The following is a 26,258-nucleotide window of genomic DNA, read 5'->3' on the forward strand; positions in this document are numbered from 1 at the left end:
TGGAGCGGGTGATGGGAATCGAACCCACAACATCAGCTTGGAAGGCTGAGGTTTTGCCATTAAACTACACCCGCATGTAATTAAGTTATTTGGTGCGGCCGAGAGGACTTGAACCTCCACGGGATTTCTCCCACTAGGCCCTCAACCTAGCGCGTCTGCCATTCCGCCACGACCGCTGGCAAAACGCTTTAAAATATCGAACTACTTTTTAATAGCATAATATATTGTAAAACATTTGAAATGTTATGTCAACAAGTTTTTAATATTAAATTAATAATCTTAATTAACTTATAAAGTGATGTGTTTTGTTAACGCAACGTTATTTATAATAAATCATTGTAAAGACTATGTCAATAATAAAAATTATTAAAATTTCAAAAAGAGTACTATAGCAATATATTAACCATAGTACTCCTTGTTATATTTGATACTATTAATTTGCATTTAGATATTTGTAACTCATTTAGAAATGTGATCAGATAGTTTTAATTTTCCTCCACATTTTCCACATCTCATTTTATTTACATCTACTTTCCTAATTCTTAAATATTTTGTAAAACAATTTTTACATGAATATATATAATTAGCTCTTTCTTTATAAAATTTTGTAGGTGTACAAAATCTTGGTGCCCCTACTTTACTACTCAAAACTTTAAAGTCACTATCTCTATGTTTATAACCTTTTCCAGTTAAATGTAAATGATAATGGCATAATTCATGTTTTATTATATCAATAATTGCTTTCTTTCCATATTTTTCATATTGCTTAGGATTAACTTCAATGTTATGAGATTTTAACATATATCTGCCGCCAGTAGTTCTTAGTCGACTATTAAAGTATGCATCATGTTGAAAAGGAATTTTAAAATATTCAATGGATATTTCACACACTAAGTTTTTTAGTTCTTGATTATTCATTTGGGTTAATCATTGTCAATGCAACTTTATCCTTTTGTTTATCAATGCTCAATATCCAAACTTCAACTATATCCCCAACACTAACTATATCCATAGGATTTTTTACAAACCTTTTAGATAGTTTTGAAACGTGAACGAGTCCATCCTGTTTTACTCCAATATCTACAAATGCTCCAAAATCCACAACATTCCTAACGGTACCACTAAGTTTCATACCTTCTTTTAAGTCTTCAATAGATAGTACATCGGATTTTAATATTGGTGTTTCAAATTCATCACGTGGATCTCTATTAGGTGCTTTTAGAGAATTTATAATATCTTCGAGTGTTGGCTCACCTATATTAAGTTCTTCAGCCAATTCTTTTATATTAACCGAATCTAGTTTATTTTTTAATGTATCGTTACCTAAATCCTTAACTTTTAGATTTAATTGTTTAAGTAACTCATATGTTGCATTGTAGCTTTCAGGGTGAATAGATGTATTATCTAACGGTTCTGTACCATCAACTATTCTCAAAAATCCAATACTTTGTTCTAAAGTTTTTGCGCCTAGTCTTTTTACTTTTGCAATCTCTTTATGGTGCTTGATAGCTCCATTTTCTTCTCTATATTCAATAATATTTTGTGCTATTTGTGAAGTCAGACCAGATACATATTGTAATAATGAACGAGATGCTGTATTTACATCCACTCCTACTTGGTTAACCGCTGTTTCTACTACAAATGTTAATGCTTTTTCTAGTTCTTTTTGGTTAACATCGTGTTGATACTGACCTACACCAATTGATTTAGGGTCAATTTTAACAAGTTCACTTAACGGATCTTGAACCCTTCTTCCGATTGATACTGCACTTCTTTCTTCAACTTGGAAATCAGGAAATTCAGCTCTTGCAATTTCAGAAGCAGAATAAACTGATGCACCCGCTTCATTTACTATTATGAATTGAACATTCAATTTATATTTTTGTATAACATTAGCTATAAATTGTTCTGTTTCTCTACTAGCTGTACCATTTCCAATTGCAATAAGTTGAACACTATAATCATTAATCATCTTAACGATTACTTTTTCAGCATTATCTAATTTATTTACAGGTGGGTGTGGGTATATCACATTTTTAGCTACAAAAGTACCATAAGGGTTAATCACCGCTAATTTACAACCAGTTCTAAACGCTGGATCCACACCTAATATTTGTTTACCTTTCATAGGTGGTTGTAAAAGTAAATTTCTTAAATTTTCACTAAACACATCAATGGCATGATTTTCAGCCTTTTCAGTTAAATCGCCTCTTATTTCTCTTTCTATCGAAGGCATAATTAACCTTTTTAAGCTATCTTTGATTGCATCTTTAACAATATATGTAGCTTCAGTTTCTTTTTTAATTTCTTGTTTTTCGATATCTTTTTCTACTTGCGTAGTATCAAATTCAATTTTTACAGTTAATACTTTTTCTTTCTCGCCTCTATTAACTGCTAATACCCTATGATTAGCCATTTTTTTAATAGGTTCAGCATAATCATAGTACATAGCGAAAATTTCTTTTTCATCTTCAGCTTTTTTCTTCTTAGTAGTAACTATTTGACCTTGGTGATAAACATTTTTCAAGATTCTTGAACGATATTTGGGGTTGTCAGAAATTTGTTCAGCAATAATATCTTGTGCCCCTTGAATTGCCTCGTCAATACTTTCAACTTCTTCATTAATGTAAATTTTAGCTTTAGCTTCAACCGCTTCGTCAAGTTGAGGTTGTAAAAGCCAAGTAGCAAAAGGTTCCAATCCTTTACTTTTAGCTTCAGTAGCACGTGTTTTTTTCTTTTGTTTATATGGTCTATATAAATCTTCTACACGTTGCAATTTTGTTTGTTTTAGAATATCATTTTTCAGTTCATCAGATAGCATGCCTTGTTGTTCGATACTATGAATGACTTCTTCTTTTCTCTTTTGTAAGTTAACCATGTATTGATATTCATCTGAAATTTGTTTGATTTCAACTTCATCCAAGCCACCTGTTTGTTCTTTACGGTATCTTGCTATGAAAGGAACAGTATTTTTATCCTCTAATAATTTTAGTACTGATGTAATTTGTTTTTCAGAAAAATTGTACTTTTCGATGATTGATTTAATTAAATGATTGTCCATTGTTCTACCACACTTTTTCTTTAATTTATTTTTTTATTTTAACATAATCCGTTAATTTCATATTGCTTAGATAGGTTTCATTAATAAAATTCTTTTTAAAACCTTGTTTAAATTAAAATGAGATTACTACTTCTTCATAAATATAGTACTCATTTAGTATCTACATTTTACTGAAAAAATAATAACCTCATTTTTGTTATAATATTTTAAATTTAATTATTTACTGATTAGCTGCTTCTTGCAACTTTTTGATTGCAGTACGTTGTAATCGTGATACATGCATTTGGCTCAGACCTATACGTTCACCAGTTTCTTTTTGACTAAGACCTTCGATAAACGTACATTGTATGATTTCTTTTTCTCTATATGATAATATTGGTAGAATTCTTTCTAGAATCATTCGTTTTTCAGTAAGGTCATAATTATCATCTTGTTGACCCATAATATCCAACAATGTAACTGTTGAACCATCTTTATCTGCTTCGATTGAATGATCTACACTTAGCGCATTATAACTTTGGCCCATTTCCATAGCTTCAAGAACTTCTTCATCAGTAACTTCTAAACGTTCAGCAATCTCACTAATTGATGGTGAGCGTTCTAATTCATTTGTAAGTTCATCACTAACCTTCTTTATACGAGGACCAATTTCTTTTATACGTCTTGGAACATGAACACTCCATGTTTTGTCTCTCAAATATCTTTTAATTTCACCAATAACTGTTGGCACTAGGAATGCTTCAAATTTTCGATCAAATGACAAATCAAATCTATTTATAGCACCTATTAAACCAACCATTCCCACTTGAACTAAATCTTCATGATGTGATTGACCTTTAGAGTATTTATAAGCTAATGATTCAATTAGTTTTCGGTAATGACGAACTAATTTATCTTGAGCGCCACTACTTTGGTCTTCTTGGTGTTCTTTAATCCATTGGTTAATCTGTTCAGGTGATACATCATTAACTGATTTCGACTCTTTCGTCATTATTTCGCACCTGCTCTTTTTTAATATACTTAGTCATACTTATCGTAACACCAGATTCTTTGTAAACAGTAACCTCATCCATAAGGGATTCAATTAAGAATAAACCTAATCCGCCTTCACGTAAGAAATCTACATTTTCGTTATTATCGTATGGTCCTAAGTTAGACTTAGTAGTTTCATAATCAAAACTTTCACCTTGATCTGAAATAACAATTTTAATTTTATCGTCAAATACTTCAAAGCACAAATTAATCATGCCTGTTTCAGGATTATGTTTATAAGCATGTTTTACTGCATTAGTTACAGCTTCACTAACCGCAATTTTTGAATCTTCTATATCATCATATGATGCACCTGCTCTGGTAAACACACCAGACAGTGTTAATCTAATTAAACTTACATATTCGGCAGAAGCTGGTAACCGCATTTCAATATAATCTTGTTTAGATTGCATGTTACTCTACCTCCGTTCCTTCATTAACATGCATTAAATCTTTTAATCCAGTAATATCAAAGAGTCTTCCAATACGGTCAGACACTCCTAAGATATAAAGCTCTTTATCGTTTTGATTTAATGCTTTTAGCGTTCCTACAAATAGACCTAAACCTGTTGAGTCCATATAGCTTACATTTGCTAAATTTACATGGATGTCATGTGTACCTTCTTGTCTCATTGGCACAAGTACCTCTTCTAGTTCAGGTACTGTATAAACATCAAGTTCTCCGCCAACTTTAACTTCATAATATGTATCATGTGTGACAGTTTCAATATTAAGATTCATTTAATTACACTCCTAATTGTATTTCGATTCTTCTAGTTTACTATTCAAGAATAATTATACCCATTGTCATAATTCCTTAATCATAAATTAAAGTTTAATTCACTCGTTTTATAATCAATATGGTCATATCATCTTTTTTATGAGGATTTTGTACTTTTAAAATAGCTTCATAAATAATTTGAACTATGTCCTGTGGGTGCATATGCTTATATTTTTTAATAAGATTCAATAATGTCTCTTTTTTTATAAATTCGCCTTCTTTATTTCTAGCTTCAGTTACGCCATCCGTAAGAATTATTACTAAATCATCAATATAAATAGGAATTTCTTGTTGGCTATACCGTGTTTGTTGACTAATACCTAACACGCGTCCTCTTACTTCTATTTCTTGAAATTCTTCAGTTTCAGCACGATAAACGTATCCAGGTTCATGTCCAGCTGAACTACAATATAATAAATGGTTCATTTCTTCATATAAACCATAGAACATTGTAACGAACATATTTTGATTTACGTTTTTTTCAACAACACGGTTAAGTCGCTTTAAACCTTCACTTGGTAATTGTGAATGTCCATAAGAATCCATACCAAATTTAATCATACTCATAGCTAATGCAGCTGGAATTCCCTTCCCAATGACATCTGCAACGGCAAAACTCATAGTTCCATCATTATGATCAATTAAGTTAAAATAATCTCCACTTACTTTTTGAGCAGCAACTGAAATAACGCCAATTTGTATACTATCAAACTGAGGAATATCTGTTTTTAACATAGTTTGTTGTAGTCTAGAAGCTAAATCAATTTCTTTATCGTGGTATTGTAGTTTATTGACTAATTTTTGATAGTCTCTATAACTATATCCAAATCCTTTAACAACTTCCTGTAAAACATCTAATGTGTTAAGTGCCTCATGTTCAGCTATGTCTAATGAAGAAATATAATTTTTATGTATTTCAACAATATCTTCTGGCAAAATATCTTTTTTTATAACTTCATTAGTGAATTCTTCACACTTCTTTATTAATTGTGTTTTGTTATTCGTGCTTAAGCTTTCATCTATCAATTTTTTATAATCTTTTTTAAATTCTTCCACGATTTTTGCCTCCTAACTACAACATTAATACTTGTTTCCCAATCGCTACATTTATGTTTTTTAATAGCATTACACAGTTTTGTTAACTATCTAAAAAAGACTTTAGGAGTGGAATACCTAAAGCCATATAACTAAACTTAAGACATCCTTTTATAATAAATAGTCCTTCGAAATAACTATCATTGCTCTTAATATGTTAAAAATGCATGGTTTAACAATTAAAATAAATTAATTAGTTAAACATTCATGCAGTTATAATTATTATAAAGTTATTGTCTTTTATTTCATTATTTTATTTGTATTTGTTAAATACATACAATAATTTAAGTCTTTGGATGATTAAAATTATGTAAACCTAGACTGATGTCTAGGGCGTAATCTACTTCTTTCATTTTGTTTTCTGACAAATATGTGAGCTTTTCTTTCAAACGATTTTTATCTAACGTTCGAATTTGTTCAAGTAAGATTACAGAATCTTTATCAAGTTTATACTTCTTCTTTTCTATTTCTACATGTGTGGGTATCTTAGCTTTGTTAATCCTTCCAGTAATTGCTGCAACAATTACTGTTGGACTATATTTATTACCTGTGTCATTTTGAATAATAACGACGGGTCTTACTCCCCCTTGTTCGGACCCTTGAACAGGTGATAAATCTGCTAGATAAACATCTCCTCTTCTAATCATTCATTCTTAGCGTTAGAAGTTAAATATGTTTCATTGCAATCGCACGCTTCACATTCAATTGGAAAAGCTTCGGTTGCTAGGGAGAGATTTAAATCAGCCATTTGTGCATAACCTTCTTTTAAAGATTGCTCTAAACTGTAACTTCTATTTTGATTAAAAGATAACATACAAAGAACCTCCATTGGTTTCAAAAGTAGCGTTTTTTAAGGTTTATTGATTTATCTTAATAATAACAAATTTTGAAAACAGTGACTATACTTATTTTAATAATTCATTAGTTATCTCAGTATTATCATTTTCATAATAAATACGTGGCAATCTTCTTGATAAATTACATAAGACTTCATAATTAATCGTATCTTGTTTCTTAGCTAATGCTTCAACAGATTGATTCGTATCTGAATGATTATCTAATAATATAACTTTATCACCAACTTTAACTGTGTCTGGGACTTTTACAATTGTTTGATCCATACAGACTCTACCAATCACTTCACATTGATTCCCATTAACGTTGACGAAAGCTCCTTGCATTGAACGTAAATAACCATCTGCATATCCTATAGGTAAAATAGCAATTCTTGTTGGCTCGGTTGCAGTAAATGTGCTGCCGTAACTAACAGATTCACCTTCATTTAATATTTTTGTTTGAACAATTTCACTGACTAATTGTGTACTTGGCTTTAGATGAACTTTAACATTTTGACTTACATATTCGGATGGATAGTATCCATAAAGTGATATACCTAGACGAATGGCGTTACAAAATTGTCCATCCATTAATAATGAACCAGCAGAATTTTGAGCATGAATATATGGTGGTTTGTCGACCTGATTAACTATATTTTGAAACAGTTGGTATTGGTTAGCCATAGAATCACCAGGTTCATCAGCACTAGCAAAATGTGTATAAACGCCTTCGAACACTAAATCTTCATATTTACTAATAATATCTACGACTTCTTGATACTCTTCTACATCTTTCATTCCTAATCTGCCCATACCAGTATCAAGTTTTAAATGCAGCCATAACGCTTTGTCATTTTCATCAGAAATATTCTTAATTGATTCTTTTAACCATGCTTTCGTTGGAACAGTCAATGCAACACGATGTTGTATAGCTTTATTAATATCTGTAGGTGGAATAACCCCTAATATTAAGATTTTAGCTTTAATACCATGCATACGTAGTTCGATTGCTTCATCTAAGGTTGCTACTGCAAAGAAAGAAGCACCATGCTCCATTAAATGTTGAGCGATTTTAACACTTCCTAAACCATATCCATTAGCTTTAATTACTGAGATAACAGTTTTATTAGCATGCAATTTATCAAAAGTCTGATAATTGGATAAGATTGCATTCAAGTCTATATTTAAATATGTCGATCTATAAAATTTTTCTGACATAATCTTATTTCCTCCTTTAAAGCCTAACAACTCATTTCAAAACTTCACCTATTTGAATTGTTTATTATCATCTAATTGTTCTAATAACACTTGGCTCATTGCATAATTATCAGTGTGAGTAATACTGACATGAACTCGAAAACCCTTGTAATCAATACACGGTTTACCTAAGTTATTGTTATAACAATTGATATCATTAAAAGCTATTGTTTTCCCTAAACCAGTTCCTAGCGCTTTACTAAACGCTTCTTTAGTTGAAAATCTTCCAGCTAAATATTCTATTTTACGTTTTTCCTGTGTGAATTGATTAAACGTCATTAATTCATCTTCTGAAAGAATTCTTTCCACAAATTTCATCTTTTGTTTATTATATACTTTTCTAATTCTTTCTATCTCTATTAAATCTACACCTATTCCATATATCATTTTTCCGCCTCATTATTTTAGATGCTACATTACTTTTTTATTTTACATCATATTGATTATTATTTTGATTATTTCGTCTTTCTTTAATTAATCGTTTTATTTGCTGAGCATTCTTAATATTTATTAAAGACATTTCAGAATTGCCACCAGCTGTTGATAAAGTAATTGTTGCAAGGTTATATTTCCTCATTATTAAACCTTCATTAACATCAATATTCTGAATTCTAAAGAAAGGAATGATATTCGTATTTATGAAAAATATACCTGTTCTAACATGGATTTCATTTTCATCAATTTTATATCTAAAGTTTTTATATCTAAATATAGGAATGATTATCAATGCTAAAACACAGCATATAATAAACAATACAATTTCTCCAATTATTAGTGACCAAGAGTCTGATATATGAAAGAATTTCCAGTTTAAAACTAAAGTAATAATGAGAATAACAAAGAGTATACTTAACCATATTAGATTAGCCATTATCATCACTTTTTTAGCTTTATCATCCATATAATTATAATTCGACATGTTGGTCACCTCCTACATACCAAGATTTTAGATATTTAATTGTTTTTTCATCCTTAAATTTTAACCCTATTGATTGATGACTGGCTCCTTTTGCAATTAAAAATGCAAAATTGCCAAGTTGATTTCTAATTAAAAGTGGATGTGCATCAATTTCCATACCTATGATTTTGTCATATTTTACATAATATCTTTTGATACTGAATAAATTTGATTTTTGAATTGTTAATTCATCATTTTTAAGCTTTAAGCCTGATAATTTAATATAAATTAAAGCTTGTATAATTAAAGCTATAATGATAATACCTATAAAGAAAAATGACCATGCAGACCAAAAGTAACTGCCTATTATCCCAATGATAACTAATATGATAGATGGAATTAAGAAATGTCTATGAAATCCTTTCCATGGCATACCTAAATTTGCAGTTTTAAACGCCATTTCAGGTATTAAATCATGAATAATCTCATAAGCCATTTTGCGCTTTATAAAAGGAATGATCATTATTTCACCATCACTACTAGTGTCGTCTTCAAGTTTTTCATCAATATCACTAGTTATTAATACGTGTATAGCTGTAAAACCGAATAATTTTCTAATATAAGATTGACGTTCAATAACAGCTTGTATGCGATTTGTAGGTACAGTTATATTCTTTTTTGTTAATAATCCATATTGAATTTTTAATTGATGTCCTTCTTGTGTCATGGTGTAACCATAATATCTAATTAAATTGATTAATGCCCCCACTATGTAACTTAATATCAAAATCAATCCTACTACTATGCTTATTACAATCGCTATAGCATTAGCAAAACTGAATAATTCATTTGTAATTCTATTCCATGGAATAAGATTAGAAAAACTACCTACAATTGGTGAAATAGTCGCTAATGCAACTCCTATAGCTCCGCTTGATAAAGACATTAATATTAAATTTTTAAATGATAATTTAAACACGCGTTTTCGTTGACCTGGCATATCATTTTCAAAATTCCCTTGAATGTTATCGACGCTTGAATCCACATTTAAATAAGAAACAAGATTAACATCCTTTTCATCATTATTACTTAATTGATTTTGTATGTCTTTAATTGTGTTTTCTATTTCAATACTTTGTGTTTTTGAGATGGTTGAAAGTTCTAAACCATCACTAGGTGTTTTTATCTGTAACTGCACACCACCAACAATCTGATTAATTATATCTTGAGAAGTGTCTACAGATTGAATACGACTTATATCTAATTCTTTACGTTCTTTATTAAATATTCCTGTAGTCAATATGAAATGATTGTTCTCTATCCAATACCGAGTATTATATACTTTTAAAATTTGACCAATAAACGATATTAAGAAAAAGATAGTTAATAATGCGGGAACAATATATTCACGTAAATTAGTAAAATCAAAATCTTTAAAATTAAAAACTAAAAAGATAATGATAACTATAAAATTTTGTTTGAAAGCTTCTATCAATCCGGAAACATATGATATCGGATGCAATTTTTGCGGACTATACATCATATTCTGCTCCTCTCAATTGACTAAATATCTGTTCTTGTATAAATTCTGCTTCTTCTTCGGATACAAATGGAAGTTCAAAACTATGACCAGCAGAAACAAATGTTATTTCATTAATTTTAAACTTTCTCGCTAAAGGATTAGTATTTATTTGTAAAAATTGTAGTCTTTCAATTTTAGAAATATCTTGATGTTTAAAGAAAAAAGTTGACTTAACTTCTATGACATTATTTTGAATTCTATAAAATAAATAATTGTATTTAAGTAAAGGACTTGAAATCAATCTAATTAAACTTACGATCCATAACACTATGTATATGTATATAATAAAGTGCCACCAATTAAATTGATACCAAAGATAAAAAAGAATAGCATAGATAATTATTTCAATAATAAAACTGAGTCCCGCTGTTAAGAAGTAGTATGTTAAAGCATTTTTTGGACTTTTATGAAATGTACTATTCATTAATTTAGCTCCTTTATAATTTTTAACCACATTATAGCATAGTCAATTTTTCTTCTAAATGTCGCTTCATTTTTATTAACGTTCATCACTTAAAAATTACTTTTATTTTCTATTCGCCAAGACAAAAGTAAGAAGCACACAATTAATTTAAATTAATTGTGTGCTTCTTTAGAAAACAAATTATATATTGAGTATTGATAAATTTTTATTTTTGATGGTCAGCGAATGTGCGACCTTTCATTGTTTTGTTTGAGTTTTGAGATGATTTATCTTTACGATCAAACTTTTTATTATTATTTTTCTTTGAAGAGAAACCTTTTGATGAACGTCTATTTTTATTATCGAATTTACCGCCACCACGTTTATTATTGCCTCTTCTAGAATTATTATTTCCTTTAGAGTTACGTCCTTTACGTGATAATGGTTTTTCGAATGTTAATTGAACTTCTACTTCATCGTTTGCTTCAACTAATTCTTGTAATAATGATGCAACTAGTTCAACATCGTTATACTCTTCAAGTAATTCACTTGAAATTCGTTGTAAACGTGGTTCGTTTTCTTTAGACATCCAGTTTTGAACTTTTTCTTTGATGTCATCTTCACGTGCTTTTAAGACTTCTTTACGATGGGGTGGTCTTAAAGCATTCATTCTTCTATTGTTAGCATCTTCGATTTGACGAATATAATCCATTTCAATTGGATTCACAAAAGTAACAGCGATACCTTCTTTTCCGGCACGACCTGTACGACCGATTCTATGAGTATAGCTTTCAGTATCTTGTGGAATATCGAAGTTATAAACGTGACTTACGCCTGAAATATCTAATCCTCTCGCTGCTACGTCTGTTGCAACTAAGATGTCGATTTGATCATTTTTGAATTTTTTCAATACTTCTAAACGTTTAGCTTGAGTAATATCACCATGTAAACCTTCAGCTTTATATCCTTTAGATAATAATGCACTTGTTAATTCATCAACACGGCGTTTTGTACGTCCAAATACAATTGCCAATTCTGGTTGATGTACATCTAGGAAGTTTGTGAAAGTATCGAATTTTTCTAATTCTTTAACAATTGTATAATATTCGTCGATTTGAGGATCTGACATTTCATTATTCATTGTTTTAATAATTTTAGGTGTTTTCATAAATTGTTGTACTAAAGTTTGGATAGCTTTAGGCATTGTTGCTGAGAATAGCATCGTTTGACGTTGCTCAGCTGGAATTTTATCCATAATAAATCTCATATCGTCGATGAATCCCATGTTCATCATTTCATCAGCTTCATCCAAAATAAGTGTATGAATATCATTAGTTTTTAATGTACGTCTATTTAAATGGTCAATAACACGTCCTGGAGTACCAACAACAATTTGTGGACCTTTTTTTAGTGCTTTAATTTGACGTTCGATTGGCATACCACCAAATACTGTAACGACTTGTACATTTTGACCTTTACTAAATACTTTTAATTGCTCTGCAACTTGCATCGCTAATTCTCTAGTAGGCGCTAGAATTAATGATTGAACACCTTGTTCTCCAACTACCTTTTCAATTAAAGGTATTCCAAACGCACCCGTTTTACCAGTACCTGTTTGGGCTTGTCCAAGGATGTCGTATCCTTCTAACGCATAAGGGATACTATCTTTTTGGATAGGAGTTGGCTCTTTAAACCCCATTGATTCAAGTGTTTGAACCGTTTTATCCGAAATCCCTAGTTCTTTAAAATTTTGCAAAATAATTCTCCTTTTACCTGTTTATTTCTCAATATACTTATTTGCATATATGTTCATTTATGTTTTATCAACTTCTTAATAGTACCACCTAACATTTATTATAGCAATAAAGCAGTTGGTATATAGTGGTGAATAATGACTCTTAATTATGAAACATTTCCTTTTAAAATGGTGACGTGCATATATTGAAAGCGTTCCATAAATATATTTTATTTTTTAAATAAAAATAGTAAGACTACTATGTTATTCCCATTTAACTTAGAAATTAACATATGTCTTACTATTGGAATGTAATACTTTTTATTTAATTAGTGCATCGACTACATCTTCTAATTTCATGCCTCTTGAGCCTTTAATTAAAACTTTATCATTTGGTTGAACGATATCAGTAATATGAGAAATAAGTTTATTTTTATCTTCATAATGATAAGCCTCGCCCACAAATTGTTTGCCTGCACTATGAACAAATGCCGCTTCTTTACCAAACGTAAATAATTGGTTGACATCTTTATCGTGTAAATAATTTCCAACTTCTTCGTGCATTTGTTTACTATTGTCTCCTAATTCTAGAACATCACCTAGTACTAACAATTTGCGGCCTTCCATATTACTTAATGTATCTATTGCTGCTTTCATACTAGTCGGGCTAGCATTATAAGCATCATTGATAACAGTTATATGGTTCTCAGTTTCATGTCGTTCCATTCTCATACCAGTTAACTTAACGTTTTTTATATTGTTTTGAATGACGTTATAGGATAAACCTAACTCTTGTCCTACAGCAATTGCTATAGCTGCATTTTTCATATTATGAATACCTAAAATGGGTAATTCATAATGTTGTTCTTGATTTATTGTAAAAGCAATACCTTCAGTTGAAACGTTATCATCAACTTGACACACTAATGTATTATCTTGTTCTAAACCAATACTTATACATTTAGCTTGTTTAATTTTATCAACATGAGGTTTTAAAAGCGGTTCATCGCCATCATATATAAATGTGCCTTGTGCTTTAAGACCAATAGTAATTTCTGATTTAGCTTGAGCAATACCTTCACGAGAACCTAAATCTTGCATATGTGATTCCCCAATATTAGTAATTACTGCGATATCCGGTTCTGCAATTGAAGACAATAATTCTATTTCATGGAAACCTGACATGCCCATTTCTAAGATTGAAATTTCAGTATCTATATCTAAATCTAAAATGGTTAAAGGCATTCCAATTTCATTATTATAGTTTCCTTGTGTCTTTTTCACTTTATATTCTGTATTTAAAACACTCTCTATCATGTCTTTAGTTGTCGTTTTACCATTTGAACCAGTAACTGCAATTACTTTTGGATTTACATGTTTTAAATAAGCTTTAGCCAAATCTTGTAATGCATTTAATGTATCTTCAACCCAAATAATTGGGCCATTTACTTGTTCAGGCGGTGTAACATCTTTTTGATAAAATGATGCACCTGCACCATCATTAAGTGCTTGTTCAACGAAACGATGACCGTCTACATTTTCGCCTTTAAAAGGTATAAAGAGCATACCTTCTTTTATCGCTCTGGAATCTATAGTGACACCATGAATGGAATGATCAAGATATTGTTCATCTATATCACAATCAATCCATTCTTTAATTTGTTTTAACGTTACGTTTATCATCTAAAGCAACTCCGTTTAATCGATTTTATATTTATTTTTCTTTTTATCTTCGTGTCGTTCTTTAGCTAAGCTTATTAATTTAGAAATTAAATCAGCATAAGATAAGCCCATATTCTCCCATAAACTTGGATACATACTAAATGAAGTAAAGCCTGGCATAGCGTTTGTTTCGTTAATATAAATTTGATTGTCTTTTGTAACAAAGAAATCCGCACGTACTAACCCTGAACAATCAGTTGCTTTAAAAGCTTCTAAAGCCATATTTCTTAATGTCATTTGAACATCTTGATCTAAGTCAGCAGGGATTTGTAATTGAATTTTACCGTCTTTGTATTTTGATTTGTAATCATAGAATGCAACATCTTTAACTACTTCACCAGGCCAAGTAGTTTCTGGATAGTCATTACCTAAAACAGCTACTTCAATTTCTCTTGCGTCTATTCCTTGTTCAATAACTAACTTACGGTCGAATTGGAAAGCTTCTTCAATACCTGATTTTAATTCTTCTTCATTATTACATTTGCTTATACCAACACTTGATCCTAAGTTTGCAGGCTTAACAAATACTGGGTAAGTTAATTTGTCATTAACTAATTTAAGAATATTATTTTCATATTTTTCGTATTCACTTCTTAAGAAACTTATATATGGTAATTGAGGTAAACCTCTATGTTCAAATAATTGTTTCATTACTAATTTATCCATTGAACTTGAAGCTGCTAATACCCCATTACCTACATATGGAATATCCAGTACTTCAAATAAACCTTGGATTGTACCATCTTCACCATTAGGTCCATGTAATAATGGGAATACAGCATCGTATGATTTGCCTAAACTACCATTGCTTAACAATTGTGAAATTTCTCCTGTTGGAATGTCATTAATACGTAATTCATCAGTTGATTCAATATGATGAGTAATATTATCTTGTTTTTTCCATTCGCCATCATTTGTTATATAAATAATATCTACTTGATATTCATTTTTATCTATTGCATTTAATACATTTTGGGCAGTTAAAATAGAAACATCATGTTCTGCACTTTTTCCTCCATAAACGATACAAATATTCTCTTTTGTCATTTCGTTTTCCTCCAATAAACGCTCATCTTCAGCGTTATATCATTTTAAAATTTTCACTATTTAATTATATGTATTTAGTCTATACATGCACTTCTCTGAAACTTAATATTATCATATTTGCTATGACTTTTGCATTTTATAATATAATAATGTAACGAGTATCTCTGACGAATTAAATAACCTTTCTAAACCTTGAACTAAACTTCACATTAACTTTTCAAAAATAAGGAATCGTTTTCAAACTTGATATTCTAGCAAATTTCAAAAAAGTCATGTAAAATCGTTATATAAATATGGATAAAATATTGATGCCTACATCTTAGATGAGACAAAAATAATTATCTTATAACGTGTTATAAAAGGAGTAAAATATGAAATATTCATCCCGTCAAGAGCCTAACAAACATTGGCTACTTAAAGTAGACTGGATATTAGTAGCAATTATTACATTGTTAGCAATATTTAGTGTCGTATTAATTAGTTCTGCCATGGGCGGCGGACAGTATAGTGCTAACTTTAGTATCAGACAAATCATGTACTATATTTTAGGTACTATAATGGCCATTATCATTATGTTCATTTCACCTAAAAAAATAAGAAATTATACATATTTGCTTTACACAATTTTCTGTATTTTACTGGTAGGTCTATTAATATTACCCGAAACAGCTATAACACCTGTGATTAATGGCGCTAAAAGTTGGTATAGTTTAGGACCTATAAGTATCCAACCATCAGAATTCATGAAAATTATTCTTATATTAGCATTATCAAAAGTAGTAGCACGTCATAACCAATTTACGTTTAACAAGTCATTTCAATCTGATTTAATGTTATTTTTCAAAATCATAGGTGTATCGATTATTCCTATGGCATTGATTTTATTACAAAATGACTTAGGTACAACTTTAGTTATTTGTGCAATTATTGCAGGCATCATGTTAGTCAGTGGAATCACTTGGAGATTGCTAGCGCCTATCTTTATTTCAGCAATAGTTATTGGTGCTTCTATAATTCTTGCTATTATATTTAAACCTTCTTTAATAGAAAATTTATTAGGTATAAAGATGTATCAAATGGGACGTATTAATTCATGGTTAGATCCCTATTCATATAGTAGTGGAGATGGTTATCATTTAACTGAATCGTTAAAAGCTATTGGTTCAGGTCAATTATTTGGTAAAGGTTATAATCATGGTGAAGTCTATATTCCTGAAAACCATACCGATTTTATTTTTTCAGTAATTGGAGAAGAAATGGGCTTTATTGGTTCAGTTGTACTTATATTATTATTCTTAGTGTTAATTTTTCATTTAATTAGATTAGCTAGCCGAATTAATGACCAATATAACAAAGTATTTATTATTGGATATGTATCTTTAATCGTATTCCATATATTACAAAATATTGGTATGACGGTTCAATTACTTCCAATAACTGGTATCCCATTACCATTTATAAGTTATGGTGGTAGCTCACTTTGGAGTTTAATGACAGGTATTGGTGTTATTTTAGCTATCTATTACCATGAACCTAAAAAATACCAATCTATTGAAAAGTAACAGAATACACAAAAAATAGAGTCAAATCCTATAAACAAGGACTGACTCTATTTTTAAATAAAAAAAGACGCCATTTTTCAATGACGACTTCATCTCACAATTAAAATGCGCTTACTGACCTAAATCCAATTCACTTATTTACATTCGTGACTGATTTGTTTTGTTGCAGGCAATGTATTAATAATGTCTAAACGAGATTTAGTTTTTTTAATATTTACACCTAACGATGATAATAAATTAACCACATTTTGAATTTTCTCTGAATTCTTCACTAATAACACCTCGTTTGGTTGACTTCATATACATCATACCCCAAACAACATCACTTTACTACATGATTTTAAAAATTTATTATAATCTTTAACTTTTATAACTTAAACTTAGTCATATTAATATATAATACTAATGATTAATAAAGCACTTTAAATCCAGAATCATAAATTTCTTTTTCGATACTATTTAAATTAGCAGGTGTCTCAAATTCAACTGAAATGTGACCATTGCTTAAATCTACATTTGCATCATATACACCTATCATTTCCTTTAATATTGTTTCCATTTTGTTACCTTGTTCAGTCGTTTTGATTCCTGAAGTATAAACGATTTTTTGTTGCACTTTATTTCCCTCAATCTTTCATTAATTTTTGAAAAGTTACAAGTAACTCTTCCATGGCTTCTTCTTGATGACCATTATTGACTTTTTCAGTTATACAACTCTTCATATGTTGTTCTAATAATTTAGTAGCTACACTATTTAAAGCTGAACGTGTTGCTCTAATTTGTGTTAAAACATCATCACAATAAACATCTTCTTCTATCATTCGGTTGATAGCACGAACTTGTCCTTCAATTCTATTTAATCTTGATTTCAAATTTGTTTTAATTTGTTCTGAGTGATGTGCATGATCTTGTTCTGTCACTTTCGTCACCTCTTAAATGATTTCCATTTTATCCTACTTCTCTATAACAAATTAGTCAATTGTAGCCCTTTCAAATCTCTCAACAGTATAATGATAAATATATGACTTCATGGTACAATTATATAGTTAAAAACTTTTTTAAAAGATTTTATTTTTACTAAAAATATAAAACAATAAGGAGGCATTTTATGTTCGAAATATTCACTATGACACTTGCTCAATCTAACCTCATTATTAATATTGTTTTGATTGGTGCATTTGTATTAAATTTGGCCTTCGCTTTTACAATTATATTTATGGAAAGACGCACTGCTAATTCAATATGGGCTTGGTTATTAGTTCTAGTATTTTTGCCTCTATTAGGTTTCATATTATATCTATTGTTTGGACGTCAAATTCAAAGAGACCATATTTTCACATTAGATAAAGAAGATAAAGTCGGACTTGAAATGATTGTGGATGAACAACTTGAAGCGATTAAAGATAAAGATTTTTCAAAAGGAAATCACCAAATCGTTAAATTTAAAGAAATGGTTCAAATGTTGTTATACAATAATGCCGCATTCTTAACGACAGATAATGAAGTTGAAATTTATACAGATGGTAATCAAAAATTTGATGATCTACTAGAAGATATTAAAAATGCTAAAGACTATATACATATACAATACTATATTTTTCACAGTGATGAATTAGGTAAAACGATTTTAAAAGCATTAGAAGATAAAGTTGAATCTGGCATTGAAGTTAAAATGCTGTATGACGATATGGGGTCAAGAGATTTAAGAAAGAAAGATTTAAAGTCTTTCAGAGAAAAAGGTGGCCATGTAGAAGCATTTTTCCCTTCTAAACTTCCCTTAATCAACTTGCGTATGAATAATCGTAATCACCGTAAAATAGTTGTTATAGATGGCAAAATAGGTTATGTAGGCGGATTTAATGTTGGTGATGAATATTTAGGTAAATCCAAAAAATTTGGTTATTGGAGAGATACTCATCTCCGTGTCGAAGGTGACGCAGTTAATGCACTACAATTAAGATTTATACTTGATTGGAATTCACAATCTACACGTGACAATATTACGTATGAAGAACGCTACTTCCCCGATGTTAATTCAGGTGGAACTATAGGTATACAAATTGCCTCTAGTGGACCTGATGAGGAGTGGGAACAAATTAAATATGGCTATCTCAAAATGATTTCTTCAGCCAAAAAATCTATATATATTCAATCACCGTATTTTATACCTGATCAAGCATTTTTAGACTCTATAAAAATTGCTGCCTTAGGTGGCGTTGAAGTAAATATTATGATACCTAATATGCCAGATCATCCCTTTGTTTTTTGGGCAACTTTAAAAAATGTAGCATCACTACTCGAAGCTGGTGTTAACGTTTATCAGTATAATAATGGATTTTTACATTCAAAAACATTAATTATTGACGATGAAGTTGCTAGTGTTGGTACTGCAAATATGGATCATAGAAGTTTCACACTTAATTTCGAGGTAAATGCCTTTATATATGATGAAGGTATAGCTAGATCACTAAAACAAGCTTTTATTGAAGATTTAAAGGTATCAGATCAATTAACAAAAGAAATTTATGAACAACGTAGTTTATGGATTAAGTTTAAAGAAGGTATTTCTCAATTATTGTCTCCAATTTTATAGGAGGTATTTAGCCCTAAAGATAGATCATAATCAAAGTTAACCTGAGACGTAAAAGTGTGAAAGTCTCAGGTTTCATTATGAAAAGGAAAGGATGTCTGTATGAAAGATGAAGAACGAATCAGTCTAGCTAGCCAGTATATGGAATCATTTCATAAAACTGACTATAGCGGTCATGACATTGCACATGTTTATAGAGTACATTCAATGGCAAAACATATTGCTTACAATGAAGCTATCAGCAACACTTTAATAATCGAATTAGCCAGTCTTTTACATGATACTATTGATGCAAAATTAGTAGATACAACGTCGGCTAAACAACATTTAAATCAATTTTTAGATAAACTTGAAATAACTCATTCAGATCAATCTCATATTCTTCATATCATTGAAAATATGAGTTATAAAAATGGTGCTAACAATCATGTTGAATTAACAGTAGAAGGACAAGTTGTTAGAGATGCTGATCGTTTAGATGCTATTGGTGCCATAGGTATAGCTAGAACTTTTCAATTTGCAGGCCACTTTAAAGAACCAATGTGGACTGAATCTAAATTACCCAAAAATTTTAATGATGATACTTTATCCACTTTATCACCTTCAGCAATTAAACATTTTTACGAAAAATTATTTAAATTAAAAGATTTAATGCACACGAATACTGCTAAACAAATCGCTATTCAACGTCATGATTTTATGGAACATTTTGTTTCACAATTCTTATCCGAGTGGCATCAATTATAGAAAAAAAGCGACAAATCATTGATTTGTCGCTTTTTATTATTATTTTTTATTTTTTTTGGATACTACTTGAGTATTTTTACCTTTTTTATTTGATGACTTACCGTCTTGATCAAATTTTTGTAGTAAAGGTTCAACTTCTTTTTTAGCAAGTTTAGAATAGTACATATTAGCAAAGTGTGTTTGCACAACTAAGAATGCCGCACTGACTGACCAATATAAACCTAATGCTGAAGCAGAACTTAATGAAATCCAAATAATCATAATTGGTGACACAATCATCATCATGTATCCCATTTGACGTTGTTCTTGAGGCATTGTTTTACTTGATACATAAGCTTGGATAAAGTATAAAACACCTGCAATAATAGTAATCCAAATATCTGGTTTAGTTAAATTAAACCATAAGAAATGTGGATGTACTGATAAACCACTAACTAATTTATCTTTTAGAACAAAGTATAATCCCATGATAATCGGCATTTGAATGAGCATTGGTAAACAACCAAGCATACTCTTCATTGGATTCATATCATATTTTTTATAAACTTCCATTAATTCTTGGTTAGCAGCCATTTTCTCTTCTTGAGTACGAGCACGCTTAACTTTTTCCTGAATACCATCTACTTCAGGTTTTGCAACTTTCATTTTTTCACGCATCATATGACTATTTTTATAGTTTGATAACATGAATGGTAGTAACACTAAACGTATAACTAGTACTAAAATGATAATAGCTAAACCATAATCATTGTTTAAAACATCGTTACCTAACCACTGTAATAAGTGTTTCATAGGTTCAACGAACGTATTATAGAAAAATCCACTACGAGCTCCAGGTTTAGAATAGTCACAGCCTGCTAAAAAGACCATTAAACCTAAAAACAAAGGTAGCAACGCTTTTTTCTTCATTTTTCCACCTCTATTGTAATATTCACATAGGTTTTATTCTATCATACTCATACCATGGTATAAAACAAAAAGTGGAAAAAATTAATGATTAATTGAAATATTTCTTAAATTCATTAACAGTGTTGTCAATATTCTGGCTTCTACTTATAGCTGAAATAATTGATATACCGTCTGCATTAGCATCTGCAATAGACTTAACATTTTCCTCAGTAATGCCACCAATTGCAACTATTGGAAATGCACCAATTCTTTGTCTTAACTGTTTAATCATCTCTGGACCAACTGGTTCACTTGCATCACTTTTTGAAGGTGTATTAAACATAGGACCTACACCTATGTAATCAACATTTGTTAAATCAGACGTTTCATATTCACTTATATTACCAACACTAAGTCCGATAATTTTGTCTTGAAAGTCATAGGCAAAAGCTTTCACGTCTTCATCATCTTGTCCTACATGTATACCATCAGCATTAATTTTTTTTGCTAGTGATACATCATCATTAACAATAAAAGGTACATGATAAGATTGACATAATGATTGTAATTCTTTTGCTAATTTCTCTTTTTCATTATCTTTCAAAGCATTCTCGCCCTTTTCTCGAAACTGAAACATAGTTATTCCAGCCTCAAGTGCTTGGGTTAAAACAGTTTTTATTGATTTTTGTTCAGGTATATCTTGAGTTCCACAGATAAAATATATTTTTAATTGTGACGCTTTAAATTCCACCTAATCAACCTCTTCTTTTTTAACATATTTTTCACAAGTCTTATAATCGAGTAAATACATTTGATCTAATAATTCAGGTAAAAATGAACCCGGACCTTTTACTTTATCTTCACTTGCAGCAATTTCACCTGCTATATTATAAAAGCTTACTGCTTCGACAAGCGTTTCATGTTTAGGTTTAGTATTTCTGAATAAGAAACTCGCAATGATACCACCTAATAAACAACCTGCACCTGTAATTTTAGCTGACATAGATGAGCCATTTGAAAGTTTTGTCATTTTATTATCTTGCATCACAATATCATGTTCACCTGTAATTACTATAGCAGTTTGATATTTTTTATATGCATCATTTGCAATGTCTAATACATTTAATTCACTGTCTCCATCTGTACCTTTCATTGTTGTATTTGAATCGACTAGTGTTAAAATTTCAGAAGCATTTCCTTTGATTACAGATACATCCACTTCGTCTAAAAAGCGTTTACAAAAATCTTTTCTATACTGTGATGCTCCAACTGCGACTGGATCAAAAACAATAGGAGTTTCTAATTCGTTAGCAATTTTACCAATTTTTATTAAATCATCTTCATTATTATGTGTAAGAGTCCCAATATTTATGAGCAAACCACCCGCAACTTGATAGAAATCTCTCGCTTCTTCAGGTGCTTCACTCATTGCTGGACTTGCACCTATACTTAATAACCCATTAGCAGTAAAATTTTTTACAACATCATTGGTATAACAAACGATTAGTGGATTTTCATTTCTAAGTTTTTCTAAATTATTCATCATCTAACCCTTCTTTCTTAAGATATGCGAAGTGATTAACAGGGCCACGACCTTTACCTATCTCTGGTGTGTATTTGATACTTAATGAAATAAATTTTTTAGCTTTTTCTACCGCTTCATATATAGAGCGACCTTTGGCTAATTCTGCTGTTATTACTGCTGAAAATGTACAACCAGTACCATGTGTATGTTTAGTGTCAAAACGTTCATCTTCAAATGTATAAACACCATCTTGCGTAAACAGAAAATCTTTAGCATTATTTAAATCTGCAGAATGCCCGCCTTTAATAACTACGCCCTTACTTCCAATTTCATTAAGAAAGATATTACCTGCTTTACGTATATTTTCTTCTGTATCAATCTTGATACCAGTTATTTCTTCAGCTTCTGGTATATTTGGAGTAACGACATCTGCTAATGGCAATAAAGTATCTTGAAGTTTTTGTTTGGTTTCATCATCCATAAGAGAGTCTCCACTTTTAGCAAGCATAACTGGATCAATAACATATGGAATTTCGGGATATTGTCGTAAGTAACTTTGTACTAAATGCATTGTATCTTCAGTTGCAATCATTCCTGTTTTAATTGCATGAGGTAACTCATCATTAAATATACTTTCTAATTGTTCTTTTACCCATGATGTCTCAAGATTATGAATATGCTGAACCCCTAATGTATTTTGAGCGACAATACTAGTTATTGACGCCATGCCATACACACCACAAGAATGGAATGACTTAAGATCTGCCATAACACCTGCTCCACCTGTTGGGTCTGTACCAGCAATTGTTAAAGCTATTTTAGGCTTATTCATATTTATCACCTCGATAATTCCATTTTTCATCTATATAAGCCATATTGAAAAAGTTTCTCTCATGTAGTGTACTTTGCAAGAAGTTCTCTTTAATTTCATTTTTTTCATTTTCAGTACATTGTTGAGTTAAACGATCCATCAAGTCATCAAAGACACGGACTAATTCATCCATTTCTGTACTATAAAATTCAAACCAATCAACTGTTTTTTCATCACGATTTAAATTTTGATCTTGCATTGCTCTTTTAGCAATAACGGCATAAACATAAGGGCATGGCGCCATTGCAGCAATCGTATAAGCAGCGTTTTCATGTGCATAAGCATTATAATACATATGTTTGATGTAGTGATCTCCACTTGGTGGCCATACTTTTTCTTTAACAATTTCATCATATGGTTCATTTATGAAAGCAGCTAAAGATTCATGAGCGGCCACTTCACCTTCTAACATAAATTCTATTTGATCAACTAAAAATTTCACATCTTCTAATTCTGACATTTTAGGTATCAATAATGCATATAAATTAGCAAATTCCTTTAAATACGAAGCATCTGCACGTAAATACTGTCGAACGGCTTGTTTCGATAATTCACCATGCAATAAATCTTGAATAAAACCATCGTTGTAAATATCTTCAATAATTGGTTCTGCAGCTACCCTTAATTCTTTAGAAAAACTCATCACAAATTGCCTCCTTGAAATAAAAAACTACTTCCCAAATAGGAAAGTAGTTAATATCAAGGTTAATATGCGCCTTTAATAATAAATACTACTTTCCTACGTTGGTGCTAACCAAATCAGGTTGTAAGGGTCTGAATAAAATTCATCTCAGCCATAAGGCTCCCCTAGTAGTTTTCTTTTTAATTACTGTCATATATAACATTAGCAAAATAAATACATGAAATCAATTATCTAAAAGTTTCATTTATTAATTTAATAACAATTCATAGACAATTGAAATTTCCACGTTTTTAAACTAAGTCATTTTTATGATAAAAAAATTCACCCTATCAAAATAGGGTGAAAGAAATATCTTATATTATGCAGTTACCCATTGGCTTGGGCCAGCTGTATCATATAATTTTTGAGCTGCAGCGTCTTGAACATGTTCAGGAGCACTTGAAGCTGGTTGACCTTGATATTCAGATGGAGCTACTGAATCCCAAGTTGATTGTAAGAATTGATACTTACCTGAAGCACCAGTTGATGGGTTTGTAGCATGAATGTCGCCACCTGATTCACGTTGAGCGATTTGTTTTAAGTGATCATTTACGTTTACTGATGAACCACTTGAAGCTTCGCTTGAGCTTGATTGATTATTTGAAGTAGTTTCTTGTTGTGGTTGTTGAGTTTGCTCAGTTTGTGGTGCTGAAACTTGTTCAGGTTGAGCTGATTTTGATTGTTGTTGATTGCTTACTTCTTGTGCAGAAGTTTCGTTAGTTGATGCTGAAGCTTGTTCACTTACATCTTGTTGTGGTTGAGCTTGAGTATTTGAAGCTTCAGTTGATTGACCAGATTGGTGATAACCCCATGAGAAGTTTGTACCATCTGATTCAAAGTGATAAGTGAAACCATTGTAATCGAATGTATAGTTATAAGCACCTTCTTGGATAGGGCTTTCGTTTAATGTTTGATCGTTTGATTGAGCTTTTTGAGCTAATTCTGCTTCATTAATATTTGCTTCGCTTGCGTGTGCGTCGTGTCCAGCATTACCTGCTACAACGCCTAATCCTACAGCTAGTGATGATGCAATAATTGTTTTTTTCATTATTAAAAAATCCTCCTAAAAGTGATTTGTTTTCTTTAACTAATTTACAAATACTACTGTAACATCCATAAATTCCTTGCAGGTTACAGCCAAATAAAAATGAAAGCTAGTTTTTTACGTGCGAATTACATTATATTTTAGTGTAATTTTAAATTTTATCCTTTATGAAAACTGCCATGACAGTTTATATAATACATGTGTCTGTGATGTGTTTGTAATACAATTGAAATCTATCAGATAATTCTGACGTGAATTGAATCAATTTTCCTGTATAAACTAATAAATAAACGACCTTTTTTAATATTAATTTAAAAAAGGTCGCTCGAGTATAATTGAAAGATGATAATTTATATTAAGATAGGATAAAGTATAAATAATTGGGAGTTATTGAATAATTAATGGATGTCTAACCTATATTAAAGAGTTCATTTGACTCTTCATCATATTCGTTAGAGAGGATATTGGATTCTTTTGCCTTAGAGGACATAAATTTAATTGTTTCTACATATAGTTCTGTTACAAAATGAGTCTGGTTATCTTTTTCATATTTTCGCGATCGCATTTGACCAGTTATTCCTACTAGTGAACCTTGATGTGTATATTTTTCAATGTTACTTGCAGTTTTGCCAAAAGCTTTACAATATAGATAATCGCATGCAATCTCATTATTTTGATCTTTATAATTTCTTTCAGTAGCTACACAAAAAGTTGCTACTTTATTACCGTCCTCCTTTTCATAAATTTGGGCATCTTTAGTAAGTCTGCCAACTATAACTATTTTGTTTAACATGTGTCACCTCCTCTTACCTATTATAATAATTATTTCTCTCATTACCGTCAAAATGCTATTTTTTCAAAATATATAGCTATTTACCCTTAATTTTTGATATATTTAA

The 26,258-nt window shown here is 30.4% G+C and carries 29 protein-coding genes, 2 tRNA genes and 1 riboswitch; of the genes, 3 read left to right on the forward strand and 28 right to left on the reverse strand.

Annotation, left to right across the window (positions count from 1 at the left end):
• The 18 genes from HMPREF3125_RS07590 to HMPREF3125_RS07675 all read right to left on the reverse strand — a co-directional run bounded on the left by HMPREF3125_RS07590 (nucleotide 1) and on the right by HMPREF3125_RS07675 (nucleotide 15,449).
• Nucleotides 1–74: transfer RNA gene (locus HMPREF3125_RS07590), tRNA-Gly, on the reverse strand.
• Between the two features lie 16 nt (nucleotides 75–90).
• Nucleotides 91–176, reverse strand: a tRNA-Leu gene (locus tag HMPREF3125_RS07595).
• 283 nt (nucleotides 177–459) lie between these two features.
• Nucleotides 460–918 (reverse strand): SprT family protein, encoded by a 459-nt coding sequence (locus tag HMPREF3125_RS07600; RefSeq protein ID WP_070452926.1) that lies wholly within the window; start codon nucleotides 916–918, stop codon nucleotides 460–462.
• Nucleotides 911–3,061, reverse strand: coding sequence for a Tex family protein (locus HMPREF3125_RS07605; RefSeq protein ID WP_070452929.1), 2,151 nt, complete (start codon nucleotides 3,059–3,061; stop codon nucleotides 911–913). Before HMPREF3125_RS07605 ends, HMPREF3125_RS07600 begins: the two co-directional genes overlap by 8 nt.
• Before the next feature lie 220 nt (nucleotides 3,062–3,281).
• The gene (gene sigB / locus HMPREF3125_RS07610) at nucleotides 3,282–4,052 is read right to left on the reverse strand and encodes an RNA polymerase sigma factor SigB (RefSeq protein ID WP_070452932.1); all 771 of its coding nucleotides are present in this window, start codon (nucleotides 4,050–4,052) and stop codon (nucleotides 3,282–3,284) included.
• A complete protein-coding gene (rsbW, locus tag HMPREF3125_RS07615; RefSeq protein ID WP_017637328.1) occupies nucleotides 4,027–4,506 on the reverse strand; it encodes an anti-sigma B factor RsbW in 480 nt (159 codons plus the stop codon). Before rsbW ends, sigB begins: the two co-directional genes overlap by 26 nt.
• 1 nt (nucleotide 4,507) lies before the next feature.
• Nucleotides 4,508–4,834 carry an anti-sigma factor antagonist gene (locus HMPREF3125_RS07620; RefSeq protein WP_029056199.1) on the reverse strand — a complete coding sequence of 109 codons (327 nt, stop codon included), beginning with the start codon at nucleotides 4,832–4,834 and terminating at the stop codon, nucleotides 4,508–4,510.
• A gap of 94 nt (nucleotides 4,835–4,928) precedes the next feature.
• Nucleotides 4,929–5,930 (reverse strand): SpoIIE family protein phosphatase, encoded by a 1,002-nt coding sequence (locus HMPREF3125_RS07625; RefSeq protein WP_017637330.1) that lies wholly within the window; start codon nucleotides 5,928–5,930, stop codon nucleotides 4,929–4,931.
• 323 nt (nucleotides 5,931–6,253) lie between these two features.
• Nucleotides 6,254–6,616, reverse strand: coding sequence for a type II toxin-antitoxin system PemK/MazF family toxin (locus HMPREF3125_RS07630; RefSeq protein WP_017637331.1), 363 nt, complete (start codon nucleotides 6,614–6,616; stop codon nucleotides 6,254–6,256).
• On the reverse strand, nucleotides 6,613–6,783 hold the full coding sequence (gene mazE, locus HMPREF3125_RS07635) for a type II toxin-antitoxin system antitoxin MazE (protein ID WP_002451626.1): 171 nt from the start codon (nucleotides 6,781–6,783) through the stop codon (nucleotides 6,613–6,615). Before mazE ends, HMPREF3125_RS07630 begins: the two co-directional genes overlap by 4 nt.
• Nucleotides 6,784–6,874: 91 nt before the next feature.
• Nucleotides 6,875–8,023, reverse strand: coding sequence for an alanine racemase (gene alr, locus HMPREF3125_RS07640; protein WP_070452934.1), 1,149 nt, complete (start codon nucleotides 8,021–8,023; stop codon nucleotides 6,875–6,877).
• Nucleotides 8,024–8,071: 48 nt separating this feature from the next.
• The gene (gene acpS, locus HMPREF3125_RS07645; RefSeq protein WP_046466914.1) at nucleotides 8,072–8,449 is read right to left on the reverse strand and encodes a holo-ACP synthase; all 378 of its coding nucleotides are present in this window, start codon (nucleotides 8,447–8,449) and stop codon (nucleotides 8,072–8,074) included.
• Nucleotides 8,450–8,486: 37 nt separating this feature from the next.
• Entirely contained in the window at nucleotides 8,487–8,981 is a 495-nt protein-coding gene (locus HMPREF3125_RS07650) for a PH domain-containing protein (RefSeq protein ID WP_070452937.1), read from the reverse strand.
• Nucleotides 8,968–10,500: a PH domain-containing protein gene (locus HMPREF3125_RS07655; RefSeq protein WP_070452939.1), complete on the reverse strand. Its 1,533-nt coding sequence runs from the start codon at nucleotides 10,498–10,500 to the stop codon at nucleotides 8,968–8,970. The genes HMPREF3125_RS07650 and HMPREF3125_RS07655 overlap by 14 nt, the downstream gene beginning before the upstream one ends.
• Nucleotides 10,493–10,966 carry a PH domain-containing protein gene (locus tag HMPREF3125_RS07660; RefSeq protein WP_029056193.1) on the reverse strand — a complete coding sequence of 158 codons (474 nt, stop codon included), beginning with the start codon at nucleotides 10,964–10,966 and terminating at the stop codon, nucleotides 10,493–10,495. Before HMPREF3125_RS07660 ends, HMPREF3125_RS07655 begins: the two co-directional genes overlap by 8 nt.
• Before the next feature lie 205 nt (nucleotides 10,967–11,171).
• Nucleotides 11,172–12,701 (reverse strand): degradosome RNA helicase CshA, encoded by a 1,530-nt coding sequence (locus HMPREF3125_RS07665; protein ID WP_017636747.1) that lies wholly within the window; start codon nucleotides 12,699–12,701, stop codon nucleotides 11,172–11,174.
• Nucleotides 12,702–13,001: 300 nt separating this feature from the next.
• Nucleotides 13,002–14,363: a UDP-N-acetylmuramoyl-tripeptide--D-alanyl-D-alanine ligase gene (murF, locus tag HMPREF3125_RS07670; protein ID WP_070452941.1), complete on the reverse strand. Its 1,362-nt coding sequence runs from the start codon at nucleotides 14,361–14,363 to the stop codon at nucleotides 13,002–13,004.
• A 15-nt stretch (nucleotides 14,364–14,378) separates the two neighbouring features.
• Complete coding sequence (locus HMPREF3125_RS07675; RefSeq protein ID WP_029056190.1) at nucleotides 14,379–15,449, reverse strand: D-alanine--D-alanine ligase; 1,071 nt, start codon at nucleotides 15,447–15,449, stop codon at nucleotides 14,379–14,381.
• A 371-nt stretch (nucleotides 15,450–15,820) separates the two neighbouring features.
• On the opposite strand from HMPREF3125_RS07675, the gene HMPREF3125_RS07680 reads away from it, so the two are divergent.
• A complete protein-coding gene (locus HMPREF3125_RS07680; RefSeq protein ID WP_046466910.1) occupies nucleotides 15,821–17,011 on the forward strand; it encodes an FtsW/RodA/SpoVE family cell cycle protein in 1,191 nt (396 codons plus the stop codon).
• A 134-nt stretch (nucleotides 17,012–17,145) separates the two neighbouring features.
• Here the strand turns inward: HMPREF3125_RS07680 and HMPREF3125_RS12690 are convergent, their stop codons facing one another.
• From HMPREF3125_RS12690 to csoR, 3 genes are all read right to left on the reverse strand, one after another.
• Nucleotides 17,146–17,283: an Lmo0850 family protein gene (locus HMPREF3125_RS12690; RefSeq protein ID WP_017636751.1), complete on the reverse strand. Its 138-nt coding sequence runs from the start codon at nucleotides 17,281–17,283 to the stop codon at nucleotides 17,146–17,148.
• A 137-nt stretch (nucleotides 17,284–17,420) separates the two neighbouring features.
• Nucleotides 17,421–17,627, reverse strand: coding sequence for a putative copper chaperone CsoZ (locus HMPREF3125_RS07685; protein ID WP_070452945.1), 207 nt, complete (start codon nucleotides 17,625–17,627; stop codon nucleotides 17,421–17,423).
• Nucleotides 17,628–17,637: 10 nt separating this feature from the next.
• The gene (gene csoR / locus HMPREF3125_RS07690) at nucleotides 17,638–17,931 is read right to left on the reverse strand and encodes a copper-sensing transcriptional repressor CsoR (RefSeq protein WP_017636753.1); all 294 of its coding nucleotides are present in this window, start codon (nucleotides 17,929–17,931) and stop codon (nucleotides 17,638–17,640) included.
• 188 nt (nucleotides 17,932–18,119) lie between these two features.
• Between csoR and cls the strand changes: the two genes are divergently transcribed.
• Both cls and HMPREF3125_RS07700 read left to right on the forward strand, forming a co-directional pair.
• A complete protein-coding gene (cls, locus tag HMPREF3125_RS07695; protein ID WP_070452947.1) occupies nucleotides 18,120–19,604 on the forward strand; it encodes a cardiolipin synthase in 1,485 nt (494 codons plus the stop codon).
• Between the two features lie 99 nt (nucleotides 19,605–19,703).
• A complete protein-coding gene (locus tag HMPREF3125_RS07700; protein WP_017636755.1) occupies nucleotides 19,704–20,348 on the forward strand; it encodes an HD domain-containing protein in 645 nt (214 codons plus the stop codon).
• Nucleotides 20,349–20,387: 39 nt separating this feature from the next.
• On the opposite strand, the gene yidC is transcribed toward HMPREF3125_RS07700, so the two are convergent.
• From yidC to HMPREF3125_RS07735, 7 genes are all read right to left on the reverse strand, one after another.
• The gene (gene yidC / locus HMPREF3125_RS07705; protein ID WP_070452949.1) at nucleotides 20,388–21,257 is read right to left on the reverse strand and encodes a membrane protein insertase YidC; all 870 of its coding nucleotides are present in this window, start codon (nucleotides 21,255–21,257) and stop codon (nucleotides 20,388–20,390) included.
• A gap of 88 nt (nucleotides 21,258–21,345) precedes the next feature.
• The gene (thiE, locus tag HMPREF3125_RS07710; RefSeq protein ID WP_017636757.1) at nucleotides 21,346–21,987 is read right to left on the reverse strand and encodes a thiamine phosphate synthase; all 642 of its coding nucleotides are present in this window, start codon (nucleotides 21,985–21,987) and stop codon (nucleotides 21,346–21,348) included.
• On the reverse strand, nucleotides 21,988–22,779 hold the full coding sequence (gene thiM, locus HMPREF3125_RS07715) for a hydroxyethylthiazole kinase (protein ID WP_070452950.1): 792 nt from the start codon (nucleotides 22,777–22,779) through the stop codon (nucleotides 21,988–21,990).
• Nucleotides 22,772–23,593, reverse strand: coding sequence for a bifunctional hydroxymethylpyrimidine kinase/phosphomethylpyrimidine kinase (thiD, locus tag HMPREF3125_RS07720; protein ID WP_070452952.1), 822 nt, complete (start codon nucleotides 23,591–23,593; stop codon nucleotides 22,772–22,774). The genes thiM and thiD overlap by 8 nt, the downstream gene beginning before the upstream one ends.
• Nucleotides 23,586–24,275: a thiaminase II gene (tenA, locus tag HMPREF3125_RS07725; protein ID WP_017636760.1), complete on the reverse strand. Its 690-nt coding sequence runs from the start codon at nucleotides 24,273–24,275 to the stop codon at nucleotides 23,586–23,588. Before tenA ends, thiD begins: the two co-directional genes overlap by 8 nt.
• Before the next feature lie 76 nt (nucleotides 24,276–24,351).
• Nucleotides 24,352–24,451: riboswitch (TPP riboswitch) on the reverse strand.
• A gap of 182 nt (nucleotides 24,452–24,633) precedes the next feature.
• Complete coding sequence (locus tag HMPREF3125_RS07730) at nucleotides 24,634–25,362, reverse strand: transglycosylase family protein (protein ID WP_070452954.1); 729 nt, start codon at nucleotides 25,360–25,362, stop codon at nucleotides 24,634–24,636.
• A 406-nt stretch (nucleotides 25,363–25,768) separates the two neighbouring features.
• Nucleotides 25,769–26,152: a single-stranded DNA-binding protein gene (locus tag HMPREF3125_RS07735; protein ID WP_017636762.1), complete on the reverse strand. Its 384-nt coding sequence runs from the start codon at nucleotides 26,150–26,152 to the stop codon at nucleotides 25,769–25,771.
• Nucleotides 26,153–26,258 lie beyond the last annotated feature (106 nt).

It is taken from the genome of Staphylococcus sp. HMSC13A10, from assembly GCF_001808005.1.
GTDB lineage: Bacteria > Bacillota > Bacilli > Staphylococcales > Staphylococcaceae > Staphylococcus > Staphylococcus pasteuri.

Excerpts from the sequence above, each read along its gene's own strand:
- HMPREF3125_RS07600 (WP_070452926.1), bottom strand. The coding sequence starts at position 918 with ATGAATAATCAAGAACTAAAAAACTTAGTGTGTGAAATATCCATTGAA.
- HMPREF3125_RS07605 (WP_070452929.1), bottom strand. The coding sequence starts at position 3,061 with ATGGACAATCATTTAATTAAATCAATCATCGAAAAGTACAATTTTTCT.
- sigB (WP_070452932.1), bottom strand. The coding sequence starts at position 4,052 with ATGACGAAAGAGTCGAAATCAGTTAATGATGTATCACCTGAACAGATT.
- rsbW (WP_017637328.1), bottom strand. The coding sequence starts at position 4,506 with ATGCAATCTAAACAAGATTATATTGAAATGCGGTTACCAGCTTCTGCC.
- HMPREF3125_RS07620 (WP_029056199.1), bottom strand. The coding sequence starts at position 4,834 with ATGAATCTTAATATTGAAACTGTCACACATGATACATATTATGAAGTT.
- HMPREF3125_RS07630 (WP_017637331.1), bottom strand. The coding sequence starts at position 6,616 with ATGATTAGAAGAGGAGATGTTTATCTAGCAGATTTATCACCTGTTCAA.
- mazE (WP_002451626.1), bottom strand. The coding sequence starts at position 6,783 with ATGTTATCTTTTAATCAAAATAGAAGTTACAGTTTAGAGCAATCTTTA.
- alr (WP_070452934.1), bottom strand. The coding sequence starts at position 8,023 with ATGTCAGAAAAATTTTATAGATCGACATATTTAAATATAGACTTGAAT.
- acpS (WP_046466914.1), bottom strand. The coding sequence starts at position 8,449 with ATGATATATGGAATAGGTGTAGATTTAATAGAGATAGAAAGAATTAGA.
- HMPREF3125_RS07650 (WP_070452937.1), bottom strand. The coding sequence starts at position 8,981 with ATGTCGAATTATAATTATATGGATGATAAAGCTAAAAAAGTGATGATA.
- HMPREF3125_RS07655 (WP_070452939.1), bottom strand. The coding sequence starts at position 10,500 with ATGTATAGTCCGCAAAAATTGCATCCGATATCATATGTTTCCGGATTG.
- HMPREF3125_RS07660 (WP_029056193.1), bottom strand. The coding sequence starts at position 10,966 with ATGAATAGTACATTTCATAAAAGTCCAAAAAATGCTTTAACATACTAC.
- murF (WP_070452941.1), bottom strand. The coding sequence starts at position 14,363 with ATGATAAACGTAACGTTAAAACAAATTAAAGAATGGATTGATTGTGAT.
- HMPREF3125_RS07675 (WP_029056190.1), bottom strand. The coding sequence starts at position 15,449 with ATGACAAAAGAGAATATTTGTATCGTTTATGGAGGAAAAAGTGCAGAA.
- HMPREF3125_RS07680 (WP_046466910.1), top strand. The coding sequence starts at position 15,821 with ATGAAATATTCATCCCGTCAAGAGCCTAACAAACATTGGCTACTTAAA.
- cls (WP_070452947.1), top strand. The coding sequence starts at position 18,120 with ATGTTCGAAATATTCACTATGACACTTGCTCAATCTAACCTCATTATT.
- HMPREF3125_RS07700 (WP_017636755.1), top strand. The coding sequence starts at position 19,704 with ATGAAAGATGAAGAACGAATCAGTCTAGCTAGCCAGTATATGGAATCA.
- yidC (WP_070452949.1), bottom strand. The coding sequence starts at position 21,257 with ATGAAGAAAAAAGCGTTGCTACCTTTGTTTTTAGGTTTAATGGTCTTT.
- thiM (WP_070452950.1), bottom strand. The coding sequence starts at position 22,779 with ATGAATAATTTAGAAAAACTTAGAAATGAAAATCCACTAATCGTTTGT.
- thiD (WP_070452952.1), bottom strand. The coding sequence starts at position 23,593 with ATGAATAAGCCTAAAATAGCTTTAACAATTGCTGGTACAGACCCAACA.
- tenA (WP_017636760.1), bottom strand. The coding sequence starts at position 24,275 with ATGAGTTTTTCTAAAGAATTAAGGGTAGCTGCAGAACCAATTATTGAA.
- HMPREF3125_RS07730 (WP_070452954.1), bottom strand. The coding sequence starts at position 25,362 with ATGAAAAAAACAATTATTGCATCATCACTAGCTGTAGGATTAGGCGTT.
- HMPREF3125_RS07735 (WP_017636762.1), bottom strand. The coding sequence starts at position 26,152 with ATGTTAAACAAAATAGTTATAGTTGGCAGACTTACTAAAGATGCCCAA.